Source organism: Rhizobium esperanzae, assembly GCF_002204185.1.
Classification (GTDB): Bacteria; Pseudomonadota; Alphaproteobacteria; order Rhizobiales; family Rhizobiaceae; genus Rhizobium; species Rhizobium esperanzae.
This window is the reverse complement of record NZ_MXPU01000016.1, coordinates 65,918-87,203: the sequence shown is the minus strand read 5'-3', so window position 1 is coordinate 87,203 and position 21,286 is coordinate 65,918. Positions and strand designations below refer to the sequence as shown.

Sequence of the window (21,286 nt, the reverse complement as noted above, 5' to 3'; positions counted from 1 at the left end):
TTGAAACAACTTCTAATGCAAGTCAGAGAAAAGAGCATCATCCAAATGGGGTACGGACGCCAAGACAGCCGACCTTTTTTGGTGTTTATCGCCGAATGCGGGAAAATTGCGCGCGATGTGCGGAGTCCGTCTCGAGAGTCCCGACGGGCCGATGAACAACCGCCTTGTCGTCGATGCGACCCTCTCGAAACGCCCGACGGCGGTGAGTGTCGGAATCCCGTTGGGCCACACGTCTTCAATGCAGACAAGCGATGGAGAAAGCGATGACGATCATCATTACCGCCTTTGAACGTTCGCCCGATCGCGGCCGCGGCTTGGCGCGTGACATGCGCGTTCGTTGGGCGCTCGAGGAAGCGGGCCAACCCTATGAGGTTCGCCTTGTCTCATTCGAGACGATGAAGCAGCCGGCGCATCTGGCGCGCCAGCCTTTCGGGCAGATCCCGACCTATGAGGAAGGCGATCTTACCCTGTTCGAATCCGGCGCGATTGTCCTGCATATCGCCGAGCGTCACGGCGGCCTGTTGCCTAGGGCTGCCAATGGCCGGTCGCGGGCGATCGCCTGGATGTTTGCCGCACTCAACACGGTGGAGACGCCGATCTTCGAGCACAGCCTCGCCAGGATCCTTGAGCGCGACGAGCCCTGGTACGAGCAGCGCCTGCGCGCCCTCGAGAGCAGCATCCGCAAGCGACTGGACAGTCTTTCCGCCCATCTCGGCGACGCCGACTGGCTCGACGGCGACTTCAGCGCCGGTGACTTGCTGATGGTGTCGGTGCTGCTGCGGCTGAAGTCATCCAACATACTGGACGATTATCCGAGCCTCGCCGCCTATGTCGCCCGCGGCGAAGCGCGGCCGGCCTATCAACGCGCCTTCGCCGCCCAGCTAGCGGTCTTCCAGGCCGCCTCGGCGGGCTGATCCCAGGCGGGCCGGTGTCAGGGCCGAGCATTCGGCCATGGCGAACGAGCATGCGCGGCGCGGCGCAACAATGCCTATCCCCGCAAGGCGTGCGAGCAGCTGGGCGACCTCGGCAGCAGAACGGCGACGGATGGCCGAAGGGAAATGCAATGACGCGCCCCACCGGTCCGCGCCTCCTGCCGCTCCGTCCCCTCAATCTCCGTCATCCCAGGCCTTGAGCCACTGCTGTCCGGTTTAAATTCGTTACCATTGGAGGCTCATCTGGTGGAGATGGTGTGGCGGAGTGGCGGTGGGTTGCAGCAGCCGGTCGATCCTGCGGCGGTGCATGAGATTGGCGCGCACCAGGCGGGCGAAAGCGAGCGGGCTTGTGACGGTGGTCTGGTCAGCCTTGGCCATCTGCAGCAGCAGGTAGGCGATCAGGGCGACGGCGATCTGGATGCGCACGGCATTCTCGCTGTTGCCGAGGAAATGGCGGATCTTCAGCGTCTGCTTGACCCAACGGAAGAACAGCTCGATCGCCCAACGGCGCTTGTAGAGCGCGGCGATCTCCTCTGCCGGGGCATCGAGATCGTTGGACAGGATGCGCAATATCTTGCCGGTTTCGATCTGCACGCAGATCTCCCGCACCGGCCCGCTCATCGGATTCCTGCGGCTTTTCGCCATGCGCTGCGGCAGGAGGCCGACCCGATCCGACAGGATGGTTCCATCCGGGCTAACCGCTTTTTCCTCTGTGACGGCCAATCTGGTATGGGATTTGAGGCGCGTGACGATGCGGCAGCCGGCGGCATTGAGCTTCGCCCACCAGCCGAAATCGTAATAGCCGAGGTCGAAGACATAGGTGGCGCCCGCCTCGATCGGCATTACCTTGGCGGCGGTGATGTCGTTGACATTGGCCGGCGTCACCGCCGCATAGATCGGCCGTTCGGCATTGGCATCGTAGACGACGTGAACCTTGGCGCCGCAGGCCTGATCGGAAAAGCGTGCCCAGTCCGATCCCGCTCCGGAAAGGCGCAGACTGCTGCTGTCGATCAGATGGACCGCCTCGCCGACGGCCCGCTTGAGCCCACGCCCGGCGCGTGACACCATCTGCGCGAACAGCTCGGCGAAAACCGCACTCGGGCGCCGGCCATTGGCGTCGGCAAGGGTCGAGCGTGACACCGGTTGGGCGCCGAGATGGTAAAGACCGCTGCGTGGCTTTGCAGGCCGCCGACGATCTCGCGCAGGCTGACGGCCCCGGAAAGCTGGCCGTAGAGCAGCGCGACCAACTGGCTCTTCGTCGACAGCCGCCGCACGTGCTTGTCGGCCTGATGCTCCTCCACAAGTCTTTCGAAGGCCGCCCACGGAATCCGCTTCAACAGATCATGAAAGACGCTATTCTCATGCCGCACGGTGTTGCTCCTCTTTCGTGTCCGGGATTGTCGCCAAACATCCGAATACGAGTAGAATCAACACCGTGCGCCATGTCCACCAAATTTAAACCGGACAGCCGTGGCCTTGAGCCTGGGATCCACGGGCTGGCGCTGGTGGATGCCGCATGGATCCTCGGGTCAAGCCCGAGGAGGACGGAGGGTGGGGTGACAGCCGCAGCAAAACAGCGGCGGACGGATCCACAGCCCCCTGCAAAACCTCACGCGATCTCGCGTAGGCGTTCGGCCGTCTGCAGGTCGACGGAGACCAGGGTAGAGACGCCCTGTTCGGCCATGGTGACGCCGAAGAGGCGATTCATGCGGGCCATGGTGATCGGATTGTGGGTGATGATGACGAAGCGGGTTTCGGTGGAGGCCGCCATTTCGTCCATCAGGTTGCAGTAGCGCTCGACATTGTGGTCGTCGAGCGGCGCGTCCACCTCGTCGAGCACGCAGATGGGTGCCGGATTGGTAAGGAAGACGGCGAAGATCAGCGCCATCGCCGTCAGCGCCTGCTCGCCGCCCGAGAGCAGCGTCATCGTCTGCGGCTTCTTGCCGGGCGGCCGCGCCAGGATTTCGAGGCCGGCCTCCAGCGGATCGTCGGATTCGATCAGCTGCAGTTCGGCGGTGCCGCCGCCGAAGAGATGGGTGAAGAGCCGCTGGAACTGGGCATTGACGACGTCGAAGGCGGCGATCAGCCGTTCGCGGCCTTCGCGGTTCAAGCTCTGGATGGCGCCGCGCAGCTTGCGAATCGCGTCGATGACGTCGTCGCGCTCCTTGATCAAGGCTTCGAGCTTTTCGCTCAGCTCCTTCTGCTCCTCGTCGGCGCGCAGGTTGACGGCGCCGAGCCGCTCGCGCTCCATCTTCAGCCGCTCCAGCTCGCGCTCGACCTCACGCGGGTCGGGCAGCGCCTGCATCGGCTGCAGGCCGGTGAGCCGCAGCGCCTCATGCGGCGGCACGTTCAGCGCCTCGCGAATGCGGCTTTCGCTTTCGTGCCGCCGCTCGCGGGCCGAAACCAGACGCTCCTCGGCGCGGCCGCGGCGTTCGCGATATTCGGCAAGTTCGGAAAGCGCGGTCGCCGCCTTGTGGTCGGCCTCGCGCTGGATACGTTCGGCTTCGGCGAGCAGATCGCCGGCATGACGCCGCGCCTCCTCGGCCTTCTGCAATTCGTTGAGCAGAGCGCGGCGCTTGTCGTCGAATTCATCCGGCGCCATTTCCAGATCGGCCGCCTCTTCGCGCGCCTCTTCCTCGCGCTCGCGCAGTGTGGCGACATGGTCCTCGCCGCTTGCCGCCCGCTGGCGCCAGGTCTCGCGCTCCTGGCCGATCGCCATGATGCGGCGCTGGCGGGCCTCGTTTTCCCTTGCCAGGCTCTCATGACGGGCGCGGGCCTCGGCGAGCGCGCCGCGATCGGTCGCCACCTCCGCCTGCTGGAAGCGCAGCCGCTCGTCGATCTCGGTCAGATCGGGCGCGTCCTCCAGCTCGATGCGGGCATTTTCCTCCTGGATGCCGATCTCTTCCAGCTGCGCGCCGAGCTGGCTCGCAGCCTCGCTGACGACATCGCGGCGGCGGATCAAATCGCCGGAGGCACGCTCGGCGGCAGCCAGCGCCTCGCGCGCTTCGCCGAGATGGCGCGCCGACAGGCGGCTCATGTCGCGGGCCTCGGCCAACCGCCGCTCCTCGATGCGGATCGCTTCGGCCGCCGCTGTCTGCCGCTCCTCGGCCTCGGCAAGCACGTCGCGGGCGATTTCCGCCTCGCTTTCGAGTTCGGCAAGCCGGTTTTTCTGTGCAAGGCGCAGCGCCGCCGCACTCGGCGCGTCGGCGCCGGTGACATGGCCGTCCCAGCGATAGACGGAGCCCTCCTTCGTCACCAGCCGCTGGCCGGGTTTCAGCGCCGCCATCAGCGCCCGCGCGTCGGCTTCCGCGACCAGGCCGATCTGGCGCAGGCGGCGGGTCAGCGCCGGCGGGGCGCTGATATAGGCAAGCAGCGGCGTGGCGCCTGGGGGAAGCGCGGGATCGCCGGCGCCATCACCATTCTCTGACCAATGGGCCGGCGCCTCGGCATCGAGCGGCGATTCCAGATCGTCGCCAAGTGCTGCCCCCAGCGCCGTTTCGAAGCCGCGGTCGACCTTCAGTTCTTCGGCAACCGGCGCAAATTTCCCGGACGCCGCACCGGCGGCGAGCATGCGGGAAATGGTGCGGGCCTCGGTTTCCAGCGCATTCAGGCCGGCGCGGGCCTGATCGACCGGGGCCCGCGACAATGCCTCGGCCTGGCGGGCGGCGGCCAGCGCCTGTTCGACCGTCTGGACGGCGGCTTCGGCATCGGCAAGTGCGATTTCGCCGGCCTCGACGATCGCCCGCTTCTCGTCGGGATCCGGCAGGCCTGAAATCTTCTCGCCGATAGCCGCAAGTTCCTGGTTGGCCTCGTTCATCTGCCGCTCGAGGCGCATGCGGCGGTCGGCGAGATCGCGGATGGCGCGCTCCAGCTGGTTGCGGCCGGCGGCGGCTTCCGCGCGCTCGGCCGTCAGTTGGGCGAAGACGCGTTCGCTGTCGGCAAGTTTTGCCGCCGCCCCTTCGAAGGCTTCGCGGCTCTCCTCGGCATGCCGGCCGGAATCGGCCAGCACCTCTGAAATCTCGACCTCTTCGGCGTCGAGCTTGGCGAGGATGACGGCATTGTCGGCCACCAGCCGCTCCTCGCGGCGGATATCCTCGGCAAGCTGGGCGAGACGGCGGGTCAGCTCGTCGCGGCGGCGCAGGATGCGGCCGGCATCCTCCTCCAGCTGGCTCCTGGCGATCTGCAGGCGCTGCAGGGCGGCGGCGGCGCGCGCCTCGCCCTCGCGCAGTTCCGGCAGCTTCAGGCTGGCAATGCCCTGGTTCTTCGCCGCTTCCATCTGGGCCTGCGCCTTTTCGGCGACGATGACGGTCGCCTGGTTGAGCGCGCTGTCGGCCTCGGCCTCGGCCTCCTTGGCCTGCACCCAGCGGATATGCAGGAGCATCGCCTCGCGGGCGCGGATATCGGCCGACAGCGTCTTGAAGCGGTTGGCCTGGCGGGCCTGGCGCTTCAGGCTCTCGATCTGGCTTTCGAGCTGCGAGGTGACGTCGTCGAGGCGCTCGAGATTGGTTTCGGCGGCGCGCAGCCGCAGTTCGGCCTCGTGGCGGCGCGAATGCAGGCCCGAGATGCCGGCCGCCTCTTCGAGCAGCTGGCGGCGGGCCTGTGGCTTTGCCTGGATCAGCTCGCCGATGCGCCCCTGCCCGACCATCGAGGGCGAGCGGGCGCCGGTGGAGGCGTCGGCAAACAGCAGCTGCACATCCTTGGCGCGGCTTTCCTTGCCGTTGATGCGGTAGAGCGAGCCCTGCTCACGCTCGATGCGGCGGGTGACCTGGATCTCGTCGGCATCGTTGAAGGCGGCAGGCGCGGTGCGCTCGCCATTGTCGAGATAAAGCGCCACTTCGGCGGTGTTGCGGGCCGGGCGGTTTCCCGAGCCGGAAAAGATCACGTCGTCCATGCCGGAGGCGCGCATGTTCTTGTAGGAATTCTCGCCCATCACCCAGCGCAGCGCCTCGACGAGGTTGGACTTGCCGCAGCCGTTCGGCCCGACGACGCCGGTCAGCCCCCGCTCGATGATGAATTCCGTCGGCTCGACGAAGGATTTGAAGCCGACCAGGCGCAGCTTGTTGAACTTCATGCAGAAGCTCCGGGGCGCTCAGAGGGCTTGGAACCCCCCTCTGCCCTGCCGGGCATCTCCCCCACAGGTGGGGAGATCGGCAAGCGGCTAGGCCTTCCCCAAACAATGGAGCGCTTACGAGGCGCAGTCGTGAGAGGGGTCACCATGGATGAGACGTCTCCCCCAGCCGATCTCCCCCCTTGTGGGGGTCCGAAGGACGGGTCGAGACCCGTGGCTCGACCCCGGGTCCGGCAGGACAGAGGGGGGTGTTCCCCGCCACTAAGCAGCCACAAAAAACGGGCGCACGGCTTTCGCCGTCGCCCGTTATGGTCGAACGATCCGGTTCAGATGAGGCTGTCGATAAGCTTCGACATAGTATCAACCGGCATGTCTCCAGAGTAGCGCTTGCCATTGATGAGGAAGGTCGGCGTGGCGTTGACGCCGAAATCCTTCGATCCCCTTTCCCGCGTGGCGTTCACTTCATCCAGAAGCTTCTGGTTCGTCAAGCATTTCGTGAAGCTATCCTCAGTAAATCCGGCAAGCTTCGACATCTGCAGCAGTGCGGCGCGGCCGTCATCGGCGGCGGCCCAGACCTGCTGCTGCTTGAACAGCATTGATACCATCGGGAAATACTGTTCCGGCGTGCTCAGCTGCCCGGGATTGGCGGCGCTGCAGCGGGCGAGCATGAAGGCGGCGGCGGCGCGCGGGTCGAAGGGGAATTCGCGGATGATGAACTGCACCTTGCCGGTATCGACATATTTCTGCTTGATGGCGTCGAAGGTGGTGTTGTGGAAATGGGCGCAATGCGGGCAGGTCATCGACATATATTCGACGATCTTGACCGGGGCATCGGCCTTGCCAAGCGCCATCTCAGGCAGGGCGCCGGGCTTCAGCACCTCGGCCATATCGACATCGCCGTCGGACTGCGGCATGTCGGTCGCCGTCGTCGCTGCTGTCTCAATGGTATCGACATTGGTGCCGTCCGCCATGGTCTTGCCGGAAGACGACGCATCGGCAGCGTCCTTGCTGTCGTTGCAGGCGACAAGCGCTGCGGCAGCTGCGGCGATGGCGATCCCACCCAGGAGGCGGCGTTTCGTCAGTTGCATTTCGGACATCTGCATGGGTTCCCCATAGGTAATGAGAGTGACGGCATGACTGTGCGATATAACGGCCGAGGGCCGCCCACAAGCCACGGCGAACCAACTTCCTTCAAAGAATTGTGACCGTCATGGGACCGAGAGCCCGAAATGCGTGATTCTCAGTTTCGGTGGAAGGCCGAAGGCGTATTCCGGCCAGCGTAGAACAGCCTCAGCACTTGTACCCGATGCTTGGTGATCCGGTAAGCAATGGTCACACGCCGTTCGAATACCAAAATGCGGACGCCCGGAGCAAAATCCTCGCGCGGCGATCCCCTTTCCGGCATGTCTTCCAACTGATGACAGAATTGTCTCAGCCGGCGAATGAATTCGATCGCCGCCGGAAAATTATCGGCAGCAATGAATTCATAAATATCAAACAGATCCTTCTCCGCCCTGGGGCGAAACGCGACCTTAAACGCCACCGCGCCCAGCCTTCACGCGTTCGGCATGGAGATGTTCGAGCCGCTCAAACACCGTATCGGCATCAATATCCGAACCCGGATCGTCGATAGCCTCGCGAATTTTCTGGCGCATGATTTCGTCGATCGCATCTTCTTCCCGGTCGAGCGCGCGCAAAGCAGCTCGGATAACCTCGCTTGCAGAGCTATAGGCACCCGATTGCAGCCGGGCGTCCAAGCTTTTCTGCTGACTGCCGAGCGTGACCGTAATGGGTTTGCTGCTGCGCATCCTGTGCCTCCGTCAGATGATTACAGTGTAATACACCCGTGGAGCACTTCAAGTGAAGTTTGACATTTGGCGCAGTTCATCGTCCCCGCTTGCCCATCACCGCGGTGCCCAGCCGCTGGATCGCCTGGCGCAGCTTGTCGCCCTCGATGCCTTCCATCATGCCTTCGAGCTTGCGGGCGGCTTCGCCCTTCAGTGGCGGCGGAGTGCGGGAGCGGCGGATGGCCTGGGAGACCGGCTTCTGGACGATGCGGATCTGGTGGACGGCGGCGAAGCCGAAGAAGCTGTTGATGCGCTGGATCAGTTCGCCCTGGGCATGGGTGAGGAAAAGTGCGCGGGCACCTTCGCAGGCGATCGTCAGCACGCCGGGGCGGAAGCTGCCGTCATCGCCGCCGCCGCGGGCCCAGGCGATTTTCTCTGGCCGGGTGCAATCGGCGAAATCCTCGCCGGCGATTTCGCTCCAGGAGCCGAGCAGCGCCGTGTTGATGCCGGCGCGGCGCGCCAGGACGGGATCGATCAGCCCGTTCGCCAGCTCGGAAATCTGCTTTGCACCTTTGCGTGGATAACTCATCGAAAACCTTGGGCGCTGCCGCGAAGTGACGGGACCGACTTGATCGCGCGGCATTGCTTCGCCAAGTATAGGCACTTCCCCCGATCCCGGCAAATCATGACGATCACGATACTCGACACGCCCTCCGCCAAGCCCCTGCTCGACTGGTACGACCGCCATCACCGCGACCTGCCCTGGCGCATCTCACCCGGCATGGCGGCACGCGGCGTCAAACCCGATCCCTATCGCGTCTGGCTTTCCGAAGTGATGCTGCAGCAGACGACGGTTCAGGCGGTCAAACCCTATTTCGAGAAGTTTCTTGAGCGCTGGCCCGAAGTGACCGATCTAGCCGCGGCCGAGAACGACGCTGTCATGGCCGCCTGGGCGGGGCTCGGCTATTACGCCCGCGCCCGCAATTTGAAGAAATGCGCCGAGGCCGTGGCGAAAGAGCATGGCGGCGTTTTTCCCGACACCGAAGAGGGCCTCAAATCGCTGCCGGGCATCGGCGATTATACCGCTGCAGCCGTCGCTGCCATCGCCTTCAATCGGCAGGCTGCCGTGATGGACGGCAATGTCGAGCGGGTGATTTCAAGGCTTTATGCGATCGAAGCGCCCCTTCCAGCCGCCAAGCCGGCGATGAAGGCGAAGGTGGCACTGCTGACGCCGTCAGGCCGGCCCGGCGATTTCGCCCAGGCAATGATGGATCTCGGAGCGACGATCTGCACGCCCAAGCGGCCGGCCTGTTCGCTCTGTCCGTTCCGCGATGCCTGTCAGGCACTGAAGCATTCCGACCCCGAGCTCTTTCCGGTCAAGGCGGCGAAGAAGGAAAAGCCGGTGCGCCATGGCGCGGCCTTTATCGCGGTGAGCGGCGATGGCGAGATCCTGCTCAGGCGGCGCGCCGAAAGCGGGCTGCTCGGCGGCATGACCGAGGTACCGACGACGGCCTGGACGGCGCGGCTCGACGGCGAGACCTCTTCTGCGGCCGCGCCCTTCGAGGCGGCCTGGCAGGCCTGCGGCACCGTGATCCATGTCTTCACCCATTTCGAGCTCCGACTGTCGATCTGGCGGGTGGCGATCGCCGCAAAGCCGAAGCCGAACGATGGCGTGAATGACGAATGGTGGGAGCCGGTTACAAATCTTGAAGCGCAGGCGTTGCCGACCATCATGAAAAAAGCAATTGCAGCGGCTATTCCTCTCGCATTCAAAACATCCAAGGCATGACCATGACGACTGAGATAAAACATATCGTTTTCGATATCGGCAAAGTCCTTATTCATTACGATCCGCACCTTCCCTTCGCACGCCTCATTCCCGATGAAACGGAGCGCAACTGGTTCTTCGCCAATATCTGCACCCACGACTGGAACATCGAGCAGGACCGCGGCCGCACCTGGGAAGAGGCCGAGGCGCTGCTGATTGCTGAGCACCCGGCCCGCGAAGAGCACATCCGCGCTTTTCGCAAATATTGGCACGAGATGGTGCCGCACGCCTATGACGAGAGCGTCGCCATCATGGAAGGGCTGATCGCCGAAGGCCGCGACGTGACGATGCTGACCAACTTCGCCTCCGACACCTTCCGCGAGGCGCAGGAGCGCTTTCCCTTCCTCAAGCTGCCGCGCGGCGTGACCGTTTCCGGCGATGTCGGCCTGATCAAGCCGGATGCCGCGATCTACGACAGCCATACGAACAGCTTTGGCCTCGATCCCAAGGCAACGATCTTCATCGACGACGCGCCTGTTAATGTCGAAGGCGCCAAGACGTTCGGCTGGAACGCGGTGCTGTTTTCGGGCGCCGAGAAGCTGCGCAACGATCTCGCCGCTTACGGATTGAAGGTCTGAGACCATGGCTTTCGACCCGGCAGAGGAAATCGAGCGCTTCCACGCCGCCATCAACGCTCTCGATTTTCCCGCAATCGAGGCCTATTTCGCCGAGGACGCGACCTATGTCTCGAATGGCGTCGGCAGCCTTGCCGGACGGAGCGAGATCATGGCCGCCTTCCGGCGCTATTTCGACGATTATCCCGATCAGACGGCGGAAAATTCGCTTGTGGAGACACTGACGCCGCTGTCGGGCCGGGCCGTCTGGTCGCTCCGCGCCACCCACGGCAAGACAGGCAAGCCGCTGATCCGCGAGGGCGAGGAGACGATCACCTTCAATACGGTCGGCCGCATCGTCCGCGTCGACGTCACCGACTACAAGGATTTCTAAAATAGAAGACGCCCGAGGTTTGAACCCCGGGCGCCTTGGCCTTCTTCCGCAACTGGAGGAAACCGGAAGAAGGTATCTCGATCCCGCGAAGGCGCTGCTCACTCCACCTTTGCCAGATCACTGCGGATGACGGACCTCAGATCGTCGATCGGGCGCAGGGATTGCCCGTCTTCGAAATGCCAGAAGGTCCATCCGTTGCATGCATCGAGACCCTGCACCTTGGCGCCGAGGCGATGAATGGAGCCGGCCTCGCCGCCTGATGCGACGGTACCGTCGGCCCGAACGATGGCGCTGTAGCGACGCTTGGCGTCGGTCAGCACCTGGCCGGGCTTGATCAGGCCGCTTTCGACGAGCACGTTGAAGGCGACGCGAACCTCGGCCTTCTTGCCGGTCATGACGGTGAGTTCCGCCTTGCCGAGCGGCTCGACGGCGGCGATGCGGGCCGATGCCGCATCGATATAATCCTGCTCGCGCTCGATGCCGACGAAGTGACGGCCGAGACGCTTGGCGACGGCGCCCGTCGTGCCGGAGCCGAAGAAGGGATCGAGCACGATATCGCCTGGTTTGGTCGAGGCCATGATGACACGGGCAAGCAGCGCTTCCGGCTTCTGCGTCGGATGCACCTTCTTGCCGTCCTCACCCTTCAGCCGCTCATTGCCGTTGCAGATCGGGAACAGCCAGTCGGAGCGCATCTGCACGTCGTCATTGGCGGCCTTCATCGCATCGTAATTGAAGGTGTATCCCTTGGCCTTGGCATTGGGGCTTGCCCAGATCATCGTCTCATGGGCGTTCTGGAACCGGCGACCCTTGAAATTCGGCATCGGATTGGTCTTGCGCCAGATGATGTCGTTGAGGATCCAGAAGTTCAGATCCTGGAGCGTCGCACCGACGCGGAAGATATTGTGATAGGAGCCGATCACCCAGATCGAGCCCGTCGGCTTCAAGACACGGCGGCAGGCCAGCAGCCAGGCGCGGGTGAAGGCGTCATAGGCCTCGAAGGAGGCGAACTGATCCCATTCGTCATCGACGGCATCGACCAGCGACTGATCGGGACGGTGCAGCGACCCGCCGAGCTGGAGATTATACGGCGGGTCGGCAAAGATCACATCGACGGAGTGGGTGGGCAAGGCTTCAAGGGCGCTGACGCAGTCACCCTTGATGATCGTGTCAACCCAGGAGTCCGGCCGGGAATCCGACTTGACGGAGGCCTTGAGGTCGGCAAGCGGAAAAACTGATGCCATTCTGATACTCACTCATACGCTGTACGCTTAACTCTCCGTTATGGTTACGCAACTTAGTTACCAAAGCCTGAAGGGGTGGCCGATTTCGGGAATTAATTGCCCCAGTCACGCCGCATCATGCACGCTGCGGCTATCGGCCGGCGCCTCGTCGCGTTCGAACATGCCGTAGTCGCGCACGACGCTGGCGATGCGCAGGCGGTAATCGGCGAAGATGCCGCCGCGGCCGGCTTGCTGGGCGGCGCGATGGGCTTCGAGGTTGCGCCATTTTTTGACCGCCTCTTCGTCGCGGAAGAAGGAGAGCGACAGCAGCTTGCCGCGGTTCGTCAGGCTTTCGAAACGCTCGATCGAGATGAAGCCGTCGATCTTTTCTAGCTCTGATCTGAGTTCGCCGGCGAGATCGAGATATTTGTGGCGTTCGCCCATATAGGGCATGACTTCGAAGATGACGGCGATCATGGCAGCACCAGCCTGGCGTGAGGGGCTGAGACGTTTTTGAGGAAGATCCGGTCCTCCTTGCGGATGAAGGCTTCGCGCCGGGCGAATTCGTAATTGTCGCGGCCGAGCGGGTCGGCGGCCAGCCTGGCGCGATAGGTTTCGTAAGCGGCGAGGCTTTCGATGTTGTAGACGCCGTAAGCCGTCGTCGCAGATCCCTCGTGCGGGCCGAAATAACCAATCAGGTCGGCGCCGTTCCGAGGGATCGCCTGGCCCCAGTTGCGGGCATATTCGGCGAAGGCCTCCTTCTTGAAGGGGTCGATCTCGTAGCGAATGAAGCAGGTGATCATCGGGTTCTCCTTTGTGCCAGCCCGTTTTCGCACATTGCCTGACGGCGATGTTTCGGTTACGATCGAACTATGAAGGAAGGTCCTGACATTGCGCAGATCGGCGCGCTCATCGGCGATCCGGCGCGGGCCAACATGCTGGCGGCGCTGACCGGCGGCCGGGCGCTGACCGCAACCGAGCTTGCCGGCGTCGGCGGCATCACGCTGCAGACGGCGAGCTCCCATCTTGCCAAGCTCGAGGCCGGCGGGCTGCTTGCCCAGCGCAAGCAGGGGCGCCATCGCTATTTTACGCTGGCCGACGAGGCCGTCGCCCGGCTGATCGAAAGCATGATGGGCTTTGCCGCCGGGCGCGGGCATCTGCGCCACCGGCCGGGACCGAAGGAACCGGCGCTGCGCAAGGCGCGCATCTGCTATGATCATCTGGCCGGCGATTACGGCGTGCGCATGCTCGACAGCCTGATTGCGTCAGGCTCGATCGCAGCGGTCGGCGACGGCCTGGCACTGACGGAAAAGGGCGAAAACGACCTCAAAGGCATCGGCATCGATGTCGGCGCCCTCAAATCGTCGCGCCGCCCGCTCTGCCGCTCCTGCCTCGACTGGAGCGAAAGACGAGCGCATCTGGCCGGCAGCCTCGGCAAGGCGCTGCTGTCGAGCTTCCTCGACAAGGGCTGGGCCCGGCGCACCGCCGAAAGCCGCTCGATCCTCTTTTCGCCGGAAGGCGACCGACAGTTTCTGAGGCTGTTTCCGGTCGAGGGGTAGATGGTTGCGAAGCTGCAGCCGAGCGAGCTCGGCCGGCGCTCGCTCGATGCCATCGGACTAAATGATTCCCGCGAACAGCCCTCCTGCTGCTGCGGCTCAGACCAAGGTCCGAGGCCTTTCCGACTGAATGCCCAGCATAGGAACAGCCTGATCCAACCGAAGTTTGTCAGGGAGCTGTCCATCCTCTCCGGATGCGGCAGTTGCTCAACAACAAACGGAGGAATTTCACCATGATGAAGGTAACACATTTGGCATTGGCGGCGGCCCTTCTGGCCGGCACGGCGGCGTCCGGCTTTGCGCAATCGTCAAGCACGGTCGGAACCGGCGGTTCGACGGCCGGCGGCGGAACTGCGAGCAGCACCGTCGGGACTGGTGGCAGCTCTGCCGGAGGCACCTGCCCGGACGGTACGACGACCTGCAAATCCGGCACGTCTTCGACCACCGCCACCGGCGGCTCATCGGCCGGCGGCGGCACGTCCAGCAGCACGGTCGGCACCGGCGGTTCGGCCGCAGGCTCGGGCGATGCGAATGCGGCATCGAGCGTCGGCACCGGGGCTTCGTCGGCTGACGGAGACAAGACCGGCAGCACGGTCGGCACCGGCAGCAGTGCGGCAGGCACCTCGCATGACAACCAGGGCAAGAAGGGCTGCGCGCCCGGCCAGGTCAAGAAGGATGCCCCCGGCACCGAGGACTGCAAATAATCCCGGGCCGGCGCCCTTGCGGCGTCGGCCAAACCCTTGGGAGATAAACCAATGACCCGGTTTTCCACAATCGCACTCGCCGCTTCGCTCGCTGTGATCGCCGGCCCAACCATGTCGGAGGAGATCAAGCTCGATGACGGAACGACCTGCACGATCGTTCAGTCACAGGCGGGTAATACGTCCACCACCGTGACGGCTGGCAATGGGCAGGTGTCTTCCTCGACCACAACTGGAAGCGGGTCGGCCGGCTCGTCCTCGTCATCCGCCTCTGCCGGCTCCTCGGCCGGATCGGGTAGCGTCGACAGCTATTCCACCGCAAGCATCACCCGGCCTGACGGCACCGTCATCACCAAGCGTTCCGATGGAACCTGTTCGGTAACGAAACCTGCGAAATAGGAGACGGCAATGAAACCTATCAACCTTATTGCAGCGGCCTCGATCGCGCTGCTCGCCTCCACTTCGGTCGGTCTTGCGGAGGAATGCAACGCGGCCGGAACGGTCGGAACCGCCGGAAGCGCTTCGGCCGGAGACACCTCGGCAAGCTCGGTCGGAACCGCCGGCGCCTGCCGGACCGACGGCGGCACGACATCCTCGATCGGATCGGGAGGCAGTGCCGCGACCGTCGACGGCAACGCGCAGAGCAAGACGCACATCAATGACAATGGCGACAAGCTCAAGGCACAGACCAAGGCCCAGGCGGTCGACAAGGGAACGTTCAGCAAGTCCCGCACCAAAACCAGCACCGATGGCGACACGCTGCAAAGCACGACCCGCACCATGTCGCATGTGCCCGGCGAGAAGCCGGTCAAGAGTACCACCACCAAGAAAATCATCCTGCCGGAGCAGTGAGGTTAGATGGGCTCGCTTCACTCGGACCGAGGCGAGCCCATGACCCTCGATGAGCCGGCGTCGAAGCGCTTGCGGATATCTGCGTCTTCGTGAAGAGCTGGGGCCCTGACCGGCCCGTCTTCAGTTCATCGAGTGGAACGTCTCGAAAATGAGCGCTCTCAGCCAGCGATGAGCGGGATCTGCGTCCATGCGCGGGTGCCAGGCCTGGACGATGTTGAAACCCGGCACGGCGACCGGCAGTTCGAAGGTTCTGATCTCTCTCGTCGCCGCGGATTTGCAGTAAGACTTCGGAACCGAACCGATCAGATCGGATGCGGCTGCAACTGCGATCACGGCCGGGAAACTTGGCACGATCAGTCTGGCATCTCGATGCAAGCCCAGTTCGGCGAGCGCCCTGTCGACCGGACCGGCATAGTCCGCCTGCGTCGAGAAGAGCACGTGGCCGCAGGCGGCATACCGCTCGGCCGTTATCCGGTCTGCCTCGAAGATCGGATGCCCCACCCTTGCGACGCCGACGAACCGATCCTCGAAGAGGCTCTGGCAACGGAGCTCCCCGCTGTCGCGCGGGAGCACGCCGATGTCCAGATCTATTGCCGCCTCCCGCAATGCCTGCACGTCCTTGTCGGATCTCGGCGCGAAGCGAAGCCTTATTCCCGGCGCGGCGTTCGTCACTGCGGCGCTCAGATCCGCGGCATAGAGAAGCACGAAGGCTTCATTGGCGCGGATCGTGAAGTGGCGCTTCACCTCCCGAATGTCGGGGGTCGATGGCGGGCTCAACACCGCTTTCACAGCGTCTTTCAACAGATGCACGTCTTCGGCAATCGTCAGGGCATGGGGTGTCGCAACCATGCCGCGGCCGGCCGGCACCAGGATCGGATCACCGAGCGCAGTCCTCAAGCGTGACAATGTCCGGCTCATGGCGGATGTGCTGAGGCCAACTCGGCGGGCGGCAGCCGATACGCTTTGTTCGGCCAGCAAAGCATCCAGCGCGACGAGAAGGTTCAGATCGAGATCGGACATGGCGCAATCCTATCAGACGTGGCGCCACACGCAACTGAGCATTGCTTCCGTTGCGTCTGGCGCAATGTCCCGGCCGGGGCTAACTAGTCTCTATCCCAGGCACACCGAGGATTTCCCATGTCTCTCACCTACACCGCACCCGTTTCTCAAGAAGGTCTGGCATCGCCCCGACGCTATCTGGCGGTCGCCCTCCTGCTTCTGGCGGTTGTTCTCGTCGTACTGGACGGAGCGATCGCCAATGTCGCCTTGCCGTCGATTGCGCTCTCGCTGCAGGCGGAAGCGGATAACACCGTATGGGTCGTCTCGGCCTACCAGTTGGCCGTGCTCGTCGCCATTCTTCCATGTGGGGCGCTCGGCGAGATCTACGGCGCCCGGCGGGTCTTCCTGATCGGCGTTGCGCTGTTCACCGCGGCTTCCGCAGCCTGCGCCTTGGCGGGCGACCTGCCCTTGCTGATCCTTGCGCGTTTCGCCCAGGGCCTTGGCGCAGGTGCGATCATGGCGCTGGCGATGATGAACCTGCGCCAGGCCTTGCCGCAACGCATGCTGGGTCCGATCATCGGCATCAATGCCATGGTCATCGCGATTTCCTCCGCCGCGGGCCCAGGCATTGCCGGCGCCATTCTTTCCGTCGCGACCTGGCCCTGGCTGTTTGCGGTCAATCTACCGCTCGGCGTCATCGTTCTCCTCGGCGGCGGGCTGCTCGGCCACGTGGAGGGCGTAAAGCGGGAGCTGAAGGCAAAGGCGTTGCTGGCCAATACGCTGATGTTCATCCTGTTCTTCTCAGGAGCCGACCGGATAGCCACCGCGCCGGTCAGCGGTGCCGCGCTCATCGCCGCCTCACTCGCCTGCCTCTGCGGCCTGCTGCGTCTGGAACGAAACAGTGACGTGCCTCTGTTTCCCACGGATCTGCTGGCGGCGCCGGCATTCCGCATGGCGGTGATCGCCTCGGTATCCTGCTTCTGCGGACAGATGCTGAGCTACATCGCCCTGCCCTTCTACCTTCAACACAGGCTGCACATGACGGCGGTTCTGGCTGGTCTCTACATGATGCCCTGGCCTGCCGCGACCGCATTCATCGCGCCCATCTCGGGACGTCTGGCAAACCGGGTCAAAACATCATGGCTTTGTGCGATCGGCGGGGCGCTCATGGCGCTTGGCCTTCTGGTGGCCGGCCTCACGCCGCCTGACCCGAGAGGTATCGGATTTCTCGTCGGTACAGTGATCGCCGGCCTCGGTTTCGGACTGTTCCAGACTCCCAACAACCGAATTCTGCTGCTTTCGGCACCAAAAGCCAGAAGCGGTGCGGCAGGCGCCATGCAAGGGACTGCGCGGCTTCTCGGCCAAACCCTGGGCGGGATTTCGATGTCGATCATTTTCGCGACGCTGCCATTGTCGGCAGCGCTGAACGTCGCGGTCGCCATTGCAGCCGGCTGCACGGCGATCGCCGGCATGGTCAGTCTGAGCCGGGCTCGTTACGAAATGGGGCAGGCTGTAGCGGCCTGAACTGCGCGCTTCTTGGGCGTCCGGCGACAGTGGTTTCACGGAGCCGGTCGCCTGCCGCATCGCAGCCATGCTTGCGATCAGGTTGAGCTTTGCCCGGTCATCGTGTAAAGCCGCAGCATCCCCGGACAAGACCAGATTTCCAGCAAGGCGTGAACATATGGAAGGCTTCGACCTCATCATCTTCGACTGCGACGGCGTTCTCGTCGATTCCGAAATCATCGCCGCGGAGGTCGAATCCGCGCTGTTGACGGACGCCGGATATCCGATCAGCGTCGAGGAAATGGGCGAGCGTTTCGCCGGCATGACCTGGCACAATATCCTGCTGCAGGTCGAGCGCGAGGCCAGCATCCCGCTTTCGGCCTCGCTGCTCGAAAAGTCCGAGAAGCTACTCGACATCAGGCTGGCGAACGACGTCAAGGCGATCCCAGGCGTCGAATTCGCCGTCTCCAGGCTGCCGATGAAGCGCTGCATCTGCTCGAATTCGAGCGCCAAGCGGCTCGACATGATGCTCGGCAAAGTGGGCCTGAAGCCGCTATTCGCACCCAACATCTTCTCGGCCAAGGATCTCGGCGCCGACCGCGTCAAGCCGAAGCCTGATATCTTCCTGCACGGCGCAACCCGCATGGGCGTCTCTCCCGAGAAGACGGTCGTCGTCGAGGATTCGGTGCACGGCGTGCACGCGGCGCGCGCCGCCGGCATGCGCGTCATCGGCTTCACCGGCGCCTCGCACAGCTACCCCGCCCATGCCGACAAACTGACCGATGCCGGCGCCGAAACGGTGATCTCGCGCATGAACGACCTGCCAGGCGTGGTTGCCGCGCTGGCGGCTTGGGAAGGCGTACTTTAGGGCCTATTGCGCGACTGCTGAGCCCGACGCGTCTCGGCACCACCTCTCCTCCACGCCGACGGGGCGGATGCCTGCCGGCACCGCCTCTCCTCCGTCATCCCAGGGCTTGACCCTGGGATCCATGCGGCTGGCGCTGCGTCAGGAGCGATGGAGTGCAGCTGCAGGAAAATCATTGAAGCCGAGTGCCGGGTCGTGGATCCCAGGGTCAAGCCCTGGGATGACGGAGTGTGTGGTTGGCGTTGTTGCCAAACGCACCGCCGAAGCAGCTTGAGACGTCGCCTTCGCCGAAGCGTGGGCGCCGGATCCGGCATCGCTTCATCGCCGTAGCTGAGCCGATGGTCCCGGCACCACCTCTGATGCGCCGGCGGGCAAATGCATCCGGCACCATCTCTCTCCGCGCCGCGGAGTTATCGATCGCGGCACCACCTCTCCTCCGTCATCCCAGGGCTTGACCCTGGGATCCATGCGGCTGGCAAGGCGTGGTGAAGGGGCACGGCATGCAACTGCAGGAGCCGAGTGCCGGATCGTGGATCCCATGGTCAAGCCCTGGGATGACGGAGTTCGAGGAGGACGATTGGCAAGAGGCGAGAGCTCTGGAACGAGGAATGCCTCTTCTTCACATCGAGCAAATGCTCTTTCCCTTTTGTCTCGCGTCGCGCAGAACTGCTCCCATGAGCAGGCAATAACTCAGCTGCTCTTCTTGCTTTTCGCCGGCTGGGTGTCGAAGCCGATATTGACGCGCACCAGCGCGCCGGCGCCGACCGGCATCTTGATGCCTTCCTTGCGGAAGATGACCTGCGTGCCCGGTGAGCCCGGCGGGATTTCGGTCGGGAACTTGGTGACCTCGGAATAGAGCACGTTCTCGCCGTCGAGGATGCTGACGCGGATCGGCAGCGTCACCGGGCCGGGAGCACCGGCCGGGCCGGTGATGAGGCGCAGCTGGGCGACGACGGTCATCGTCAGGTTCGTGTCGTTCAAGGTGCACTGGCGGGTATAGTCGCCGAAGGAGGCCTGGACGACGATCTGCTGCGGATCGTCCTTCTTGCCCTTGGCGTAAGTGCGGAAGATCGCGTCCTGGTCACGCATGAAGATCTGCGGGCAGGCGCCCTGGACGACCGGGGCGACGGTGCCCTGCGCCGTCTTGGCCGTGCCGATCGAGGGGTTGTTCGAGGACGGGTTGGCCGGCGCCAGCGGCATGATCTGGGCATTGCCGTTCGGCTGGGTCGGCGCCGCCTCCGGCTTGTTGTCGCCGCCGATGCCGAGCGAGTTGCAGCCGGCAAGCAGGGCAACGAAAGAAGCGGAGATGATAAGACGCGAGACCTTGCCGAGCACTATGTTCCACCCTTTGCACAAGCGTTTCTTGGAGGCCTCAGTCTTTTCCGTGAGGCCTTTCACGACGGTTTGCGATGGTCTATATCAGCGGCGCAAACAAAAATCGATTGGGTACGCGCCGTTTTGATGCACTTTTCGCCGCCGGATGCGGGCAACTTCAACAAGATAACGGCGATGGTATGGCCGCAAGCGCAGCCCCTGCCGGTTTCCGGCGGAGCGGCCCACGGCCCGGCCCGGCCGTATTTCTTCCAGCGATAGATCAAGGATGACCAACGTGGACTATATCTCGACCCGCGGCGAGGCCCCTGCCCTCGGCTTTTGCGACGCCCTTTTGACGGGACTGGCGCGCGATGGCGGGCTCTATGTTCCCCGCGAGTGGCCGCAGTTTTCGAAGAAGGAAATCCGCGCGCTGAGGGGCAAGACCTATCAGGAAATCGCCTTCACTATCCTGTGGCCCTTCACCAATGGCGAGATCCCCGCGGCGACCTTCCGGGCGATGATCGACGAGGCCTACGGCACCTTCCGTCATCCGGCGATCGCGCCGCTCGTTCAGACCGGGCCGAACAGCTTCGTCATGGAGCTGTTCCACGGCACCACGCTCGCCTTCAAGGACGTTGCGATGCAGCTGCTGGCACGGTTGATGGACTATGCGCTGGAAAAACGCGGCGAGCGCGCGACGATCGTCGGCGCCACCTCGGGCGATACCGGCGGCGCGGCGATCGACGCGTTTGCCGGCCGTGAGCGCACCGATATCTTCATTCTTTTCCCGCACGGCAAGGTTTCGCCGGTGCAGCAGCGGCAGATGACGACGTCGACGGCCGCCAATGTGCATGCGCTCGCCGTCGAGGGCAATTTCGACGACTGCCAGAACCTCGTCAAGGCGATGTTCAACGACGCGGCGTTCCGCGACAAGGTCAGCCTGTCGGGCGTCAATTCGATCAACTGGGCGCGCATCATGGCCCAGATCGTCTATTATTTCACCACGGCGGTGGCGCTCGGCGGGCCGGACCGGAAGGTATCCTTCACGGTGCCGACCGGCAATTTCGGCGATATCTTCGCCGGCTACTGCGCCAAGCGCATGGGCCTGCCGATCGACCGGCTGGTGATCGCCACCAACGAAAACGACATTCTGACACGGACGCTGAAGACCGGCCGCTACGACATGAAGGCGGTCAAGGCGACGAGCTCGCCGTCGATGGACATCCAGATCTCGTCGAATTTCGAACGGCTGCTGTTCGAAGCCCATGGGCGCGACGCCTCGAAGGTGCGCGCGGCGATGGAAAGCCTGAAACAGTCAGGCGGATTCGAGATCGGCGGACAAGCGCTGAAAACCATCCGGCGCGACTTCCGCGCCGGGCGCGCCAGCGAGCGGCAAGTGGCCGAGACGATCCGCAAGACCCATGCCGAAACCGGCTATCTCCTCGATCCGCATTCGGCGATCGGCGTCTTCGTCGCCGCCAAGAAAGAGAAACCGAATACGCCGATGGTGACGCTTTCGACCGCACATCCGGCGAAATTCCCCGCCGCCGTAAAATCCGCCTGCGGTATTGACCCGGCGCTTCCGACGTGGCTTGCTGGTCTGATGCAAAGGGAGGAGCGTTTCCAGATCATCGAACCGGAGCTGAAAGCCGTTCAAACCTTTATCGGCAAACACGCCCGCGGCAAGACGACGGCAGGCGCAGAAAGATAGCC

21 protein-coding genes and 1 pseudogene are annotated in these 21,286 nt (G+C 63.9%); 11 read left to right on the top strand and 11 right to left on the bottom strand.

Annotated elements, in window-relative coordinates:
* The first annotated feature begins 263 nt into the window (after window positions 1-263).
* A complete protein-coding gene (locus B5E41_RS22395; RefSeq protein WP_088396092.1) occupies window positions 264-914 on the top strand; it encodes a glutathione S-transferase family protein in 651 nt (216 codons plus the stop codon).
* A gap of 243 nt (window positions 915-1,157) precedes the next feature.
* On the opposite strand, the pseudogene B5E41_RS22390 reads toward B5E41_RS22395, so the two are convergent.
* The 6 genes and pseudogenes from B5E41_RS22390 to B5E41_RS22365 form a co-directional block, all read right to left on the bottom strand.
* Window positions 1,158-2,302: pseudogene (locus B5E41_RS22390) on the bottom strand (IS4 family transposase).
* 239 nt (window positions 2,303-2,541) lie between these two features.
* Window positions 2,542-6,003: a chromosome segregation SMC family protein gene (locus B5E41_RS22385; protein ID WP_088396091.1), complete on the bottom strand. Its 3,462-nt coding sequence runs from the start codon at window positions 6,001-6,003 to the stop codon at window positions 2,542-2,544.
* 323 nt (window positions 6,004-6,326) lie between these two features.
* Window positions 6,327-7,097, bottom strand: coding sequence for a DsbA family protein (locus B5E41_RS22380; protein WP_176439465.1), 771 nt, complete (start codon window positions 7,095-7,097; stop codon window positions 6,327-6,329).
* A 143-nt stretch (window positions 7,098-7,240) separates the two neighbouring features.
* On the bottom strand, window positions 7,241-7,543 hold the full coding sequence (locus B5E41_RS22375; RefSeq protein WP_088396089.1) for a type II toxin-antitoxin system RelE/ParE family toxin: 303 nt from the start codon (window positions 7,541-7,543) through the stop codon (window positions 7,241-7,243).
* Window positions 7,533-7,808 (bottom strand): type II toxin-antitoxin system ParD family antitoxin, encoded by a 276-nt coding sequence (locus B5E41_RS22370; protein WP_064800958.1) that lies wholly within the window; start codon window positions 7,806-7,808, stop codon window positions 7,533-7,535. Before B5E41_RS22370 ends, B5E41_RS22375 begins: the two co-directional genes overlap by 11 nt.
* Window positions 7,809-7,884: 76 nt before the next feature.
* Complete coding sequence (locus B5E41_RS22365; protein ID WP_088396148.1) at window positions 7,885-8,376, bottom strand: DUF721 domain-containing protein; 492 nt, start codon at window positions 8,374-8,376, stop codon at window positions 7,885-7,887.
* A gap of 96 nt (window positions 8,377-8,472) precedes the next feature.
* Here B5E41_RS22365 and mutY point away from each other — a divergent pair, with 96 nt between their 5' ends.
* From mutY to B5E41_RS22350, 3 genes are read left to right on the top strand one after another with little or no spacing between them, the layout of a single operon-like run.
* Entirely contained in the window at window positions 8,473-9,576 is a 1,104-nt protein-coding gene (gene mutY, locus B5E41_RS22360; RefSeq protein WP_088396088.1) for an A/G-specific adenine glycosylase, read from the top strand.
* Between the two features lie 2 nt (window positions 9,577-9,578).
* A complete protein-coding gene (locus B5E41_RS22355; RefSeq protein ID WP_088396147.1) occupies window positions 9,579-10,193 on the top strand; it encodes an HAD family hydrolase in 615 nt (204 codons plus the stop codon).
* 4 nt (window positions 10,194-10,197) lie between these two features.
* The gene (locus tag B5E41_RS22350) at window positions 10,198-10,563 is read left to right on the top strand and encodes a nuclear transport factor 2 family protein (protein ID WP_088396087.1); all 366 of its coding nucleotides are present in this window, start codon (window positions 10,198-10,200) and stop codon (window positions 10,561-10,563) included.
* 98 nt (window positions 10,564-10,661) lie between these two features.
* Here the strand turns inward: B5E41_RS22350 and B5E41_RS22345 are convergent, their stop codons facing one another.
* The 3 genes from B5E41_RS22345 to B5E41_RS22335 all read right to left on the bottom strand — a co-directional run bounded on the left by B5E41_RS22345 (window position 10,662) and on the right by B5E41_RS22335 (window position 12,586).
* Window positions 10,662-11,804, bottom strand: coding sequence for a site-specific DNA-methyltransferase (locus B5E41_RS22345; RefSeq protein WP_088396086.1), 1,143 nt, complete (start codon window positions 11,802-11,804; stop codon window positions 10,662-10,664).
* A gap of 105 nt (window positions 11,805-11,909) precedes the next feature.
* The gene (locus tag B5E41_RS22340) at window positions 11,910-12,260 is read right to left on the bottom strand and encodes an antibiotic biosynthesis monooxygenase family protein (protein ID WP_088396085.1); all 351 of its coding nucleotides are present in this window, start codon (window positions 12,258-12,260) and stop codon (window positions 11,910-11,912) included.
* A complete protein-coding gene (locus B5E41_RS22335; RefSeq protein ID WP_088396084.1) occupies window positions 12,257-12,586 on the bottom strand; it encodes an NIPSNAP family protein in 330 nt (109 codons plus the stop codon). The genes B5E41_RS22340 and B5E41_RS22335 overlap by 4 nt, the downstream gene beginning before the upstream one ends.
* A gap of 69 nt (window positions 12,587-12,655) precedes the next feature.
* On the opposite strand from B5E41_RS22335, the gene B5E41_RS22330 reads away from it, so the two are divergent.
* The 4 genes from B5E41_RS22330 to B5E41_RS22315 all read left to right on the top strand — a co-directional run bounded on the left by B5E41_RS22330 (window position 12,656) and on the right by B5E41_RS22315 (window position 14,892).
* Window positions 12,656-13,342, top strand: a complete 687-nt coding sequence (locus B5E41_RS22330) for an ArsR/SmtB family transcription factor (RefSeq protein WP_020920601.1) — start codon at window positions 12,656-12,658, stop codon at window positions 13,340-13,342.
* Window positions 13,343-13,572: 230 nt separating this feature from the next.
* Complete coding sequence (locus B5E41_RS22325; RefSeq protein WP_064686239.1) at window positions 13,573-14,043, top strand: hypothetical protein; 471 nt, start codon at window positions 13,573-13,575, stop codon at window positions 14,041-14,043.
* A 51-nt stretch (window positions 14,044-14,094) separates the two neighbouring features.
* Window positions 14,095-14,439 (top strand): hypothetical protein, encoded by a 345-nt coding sequence (locus B5E41_RS22320; RefSeq protein WP_011424337.1) that lies wholly within the window; start codon window positions 14,095-14,097, stop codon window positions 14,437-14,439.
* 9 nt (window positions 14,440-14,448) lie between these two features.
* Window positions 14,449-14,892, top strand: a complete 444-nt coding sequence (locus tag B5E41_RS22315) for a hypothetical protein (RefSeq protein WP_020920598.1) — start codon at window positions 14,449-14,451, stop codon at window positions 14,890-14,892.
* A 120-nt stretch (window positions 14,893-15,012) separates the two neighbouring features.
* On the opposite strand, the gene B5E41_RS22310 is transcribed toward B5E41_RS22315, so the two are convergent.
* Window positions 15,013-15,912: a LysR family transcriptional regulator gene (locus B5E41_RS22310; RefSeq protein ID WP_088396083.1), complete on the bottom strand. Its 900-nt coding sequence runs from the start codon at window positions 15,910-15,912 to the stop codon at window positions 15,013-15,015.
* Between the two features lie 117 nt (window positions 15,913-16,029).
* Between B5E41_RS22310 and B5E41_RS22305 the strand changes: the two genes are divergently transcribed.
* Both B5E41_RS22305 and B5E41_RS22300 read left to right on the top strand, forming a co-directional pair.
* A complete protein-coding gene (locus B5E41_RS22305; RefSeq protein WP_176439460.1) occupies window positions 16,030-17,415 on the top strand; it encodes an MFS transporter in 1,386 nt (461 codons plus the stop codon).
* A gap of 157 nt (window positions 17,416-17,572) precedes the next feature.
* Window positions 17,573-18,262, top strand: a complete 690-nt coding sequence (locus B5E41_RS22300; RefSeq protein WP_088396082.1) for an HAD family hydrolase — start codon at window positions 17,573-17,575, stop codon at window positions 18,260-18,262.
* A gap of 687 nt (window positions 18,263-18,949) precedes the next feature.
* Here B5E41_RS22300 and B5E41_RS22290 read toward each other — a convergent pair.
* Window positions 18,950-19,597 (bottom strand): hypothetical protein, encoded by a 648-nt coding sequence (locus B5E41_RS22290; protein WP_176439464.1) that lies wholly within the window; start codon window positions 19,595-19,597, stop codon window positions 18,950-18,952.
* Between the two features lie 262 nt (window positions 19,598-19,859).
* On the opposite strand from B5E41_RS22290, the gene thrC reads away from it, so the two are divergent.
* Window positions 19,860-21,284 (top strand): threonine synthase, encoded by a 1,425-nt coding sequence (gene thrC / locus B5E41_RS22285; protein WP_088396079.1) that lies wholly within the window; start codon window positions 19,860-19,862, stop codon window positions 21,282-21,284.
* Window positions 21,285-21,286: the final 2 nt, after the last annotated feature.

Excerpts from the sequence above, each read along its gene's own strand:
- B5E41_RS22335 (WP_088396084.1), bottom strand. The coding sequence starts at position 12,586 with ATGATCACCTGCTTCATTCGCTACGAGATCGACCCCTTCAAGAAGGAG.
- B5E41_RS22385 (WP_088396091.1), bottom strand. The coding sequence starts at position 6,003 with ATGAAGTTCAACAAGCTGCGCCTGGTCGGCTTCAAATCCTTCGTCGAG.
- B5E41_RS22345 (WP_088396086.1), bottom strand. The coding sequence starts at position 11,804 with ATGGCATCAGTTTTTCCGCTTGCCGACCTCAAGGCCTCCGTCAAGTCG.
- B5E41_RS22350 (WP_088396087.1), top strand. The coding sequence starts at position 10,198 with ATGGCTTTCGACCCGGCAGAGGAAATCGAGCGCTTCCACGCCGCCATC.
- B5E41_RS22365 (WP_088396148.1), bottom strand. The coding sequence starts at position 8,376 with ATGAGTTATCCACGCAAAGGTGCAAAGCAGATTTCCGAGCTGGCGAAC.
- B5E41_RS22305 (WP_176439460.1), top strand. The coding sequence starts at position 16,030 with ATGTCTCTCACCTACACCGCACCCGTTTCTCAAGAAGGTCTGGCATCG.
- B5E41_RS22380 (WP_176439465.1), bottom strand. The coding sequence starts at position 7,097 with ATGTCCGAAATGCAACTGACGAAACGCCGCCTCCTGGGTGGGATCGCC.
- B5E41_RS22370 (WP_064800958.1), bottom strand. The coding sequence starts at position 7,808 with ATGCGCAGCAGCAAACCCATTACGGTCACGCTCGGCAGTCAGCAGAAA.
- B5E41_RS22340 (WP_088396085.1), bottom strand. The coding sequence starts at position 12,260 with ATGATCGCCGTCATCTTCGAAGTCATGCCCTATATGGGCGAACGCCAC.
- B5E41_RS22325 (WP_064686239.1), top strand. The coding sequence starts at position 13,573 with ATGATGAAGGTAACACATTTGGCATTGGCGGCGGCCCTTCTGGCCGGC.
- B5E41_RS22330 (WP_020920601.1), top strand. The coding sequence starts at position 12,656 with ATGAAGGAAGGTCCTGACATTGCGCAGATCGGCGCGCTCATCGGCGAT.
- mutY (WP_088396088.1), top strand. The coding sequence starts at position 8,473 with ATGACGATCACGATACTCGACACGCCCTCCGCCAAGCCCCTGCTCGAC.
- B5E41_RS22310 (WP_088396083.1), bottom strand. The coding sequence starts at position 15,912 with ATGTCCGATCTCGATCTGAACCTTCTCGTCGCGCTGGATGCTTTGCTG.
- B5E41_RS22355 (WP_088396147.1), top strand. The coding sequence starts at position 9,579 with ATGACGACTGAGATAAAACATATCGTTTTCGATATCGGCAAAGTCCTT.
- B5E41_RS22320 (WP_011424337.1), top strand. The coding sequence starts at position 14,095 with ATGACCCGGTTTTCCACAATCGCACTCGCCGCTTCGCTCGCTGTGATC.
- B5E41_RS22395 (WP_088396092.1), top strand. The coding sequence starts at position 264 with ATGACGATCATCATTACCGCCTTTGAACGTTCGCCCGATCGCGGCCGC.
- thrC (WP_088396079.1), top strand. The coding sequence starts at position 19,860 with ATGACCAACGTGGACTATATCTCGACCCGCGGCGAGGCCCCTGCCCTC.
- B5E41_RS22315 (WP_020920598.1), top strand. The coding sequence starts at position 14,449 with ATGAAACCTATCAACCTTATTGCAGCGGCCTCGATCGCGCTGCTCGCC.
- B5E41_RS22300 (WP_088396082.1), top strand. The coding sequence starts at position 17,573 with ATGGAAGGCTTCGACCTCATCATCTTCGACTGCGACGGCGTTCTCGTC.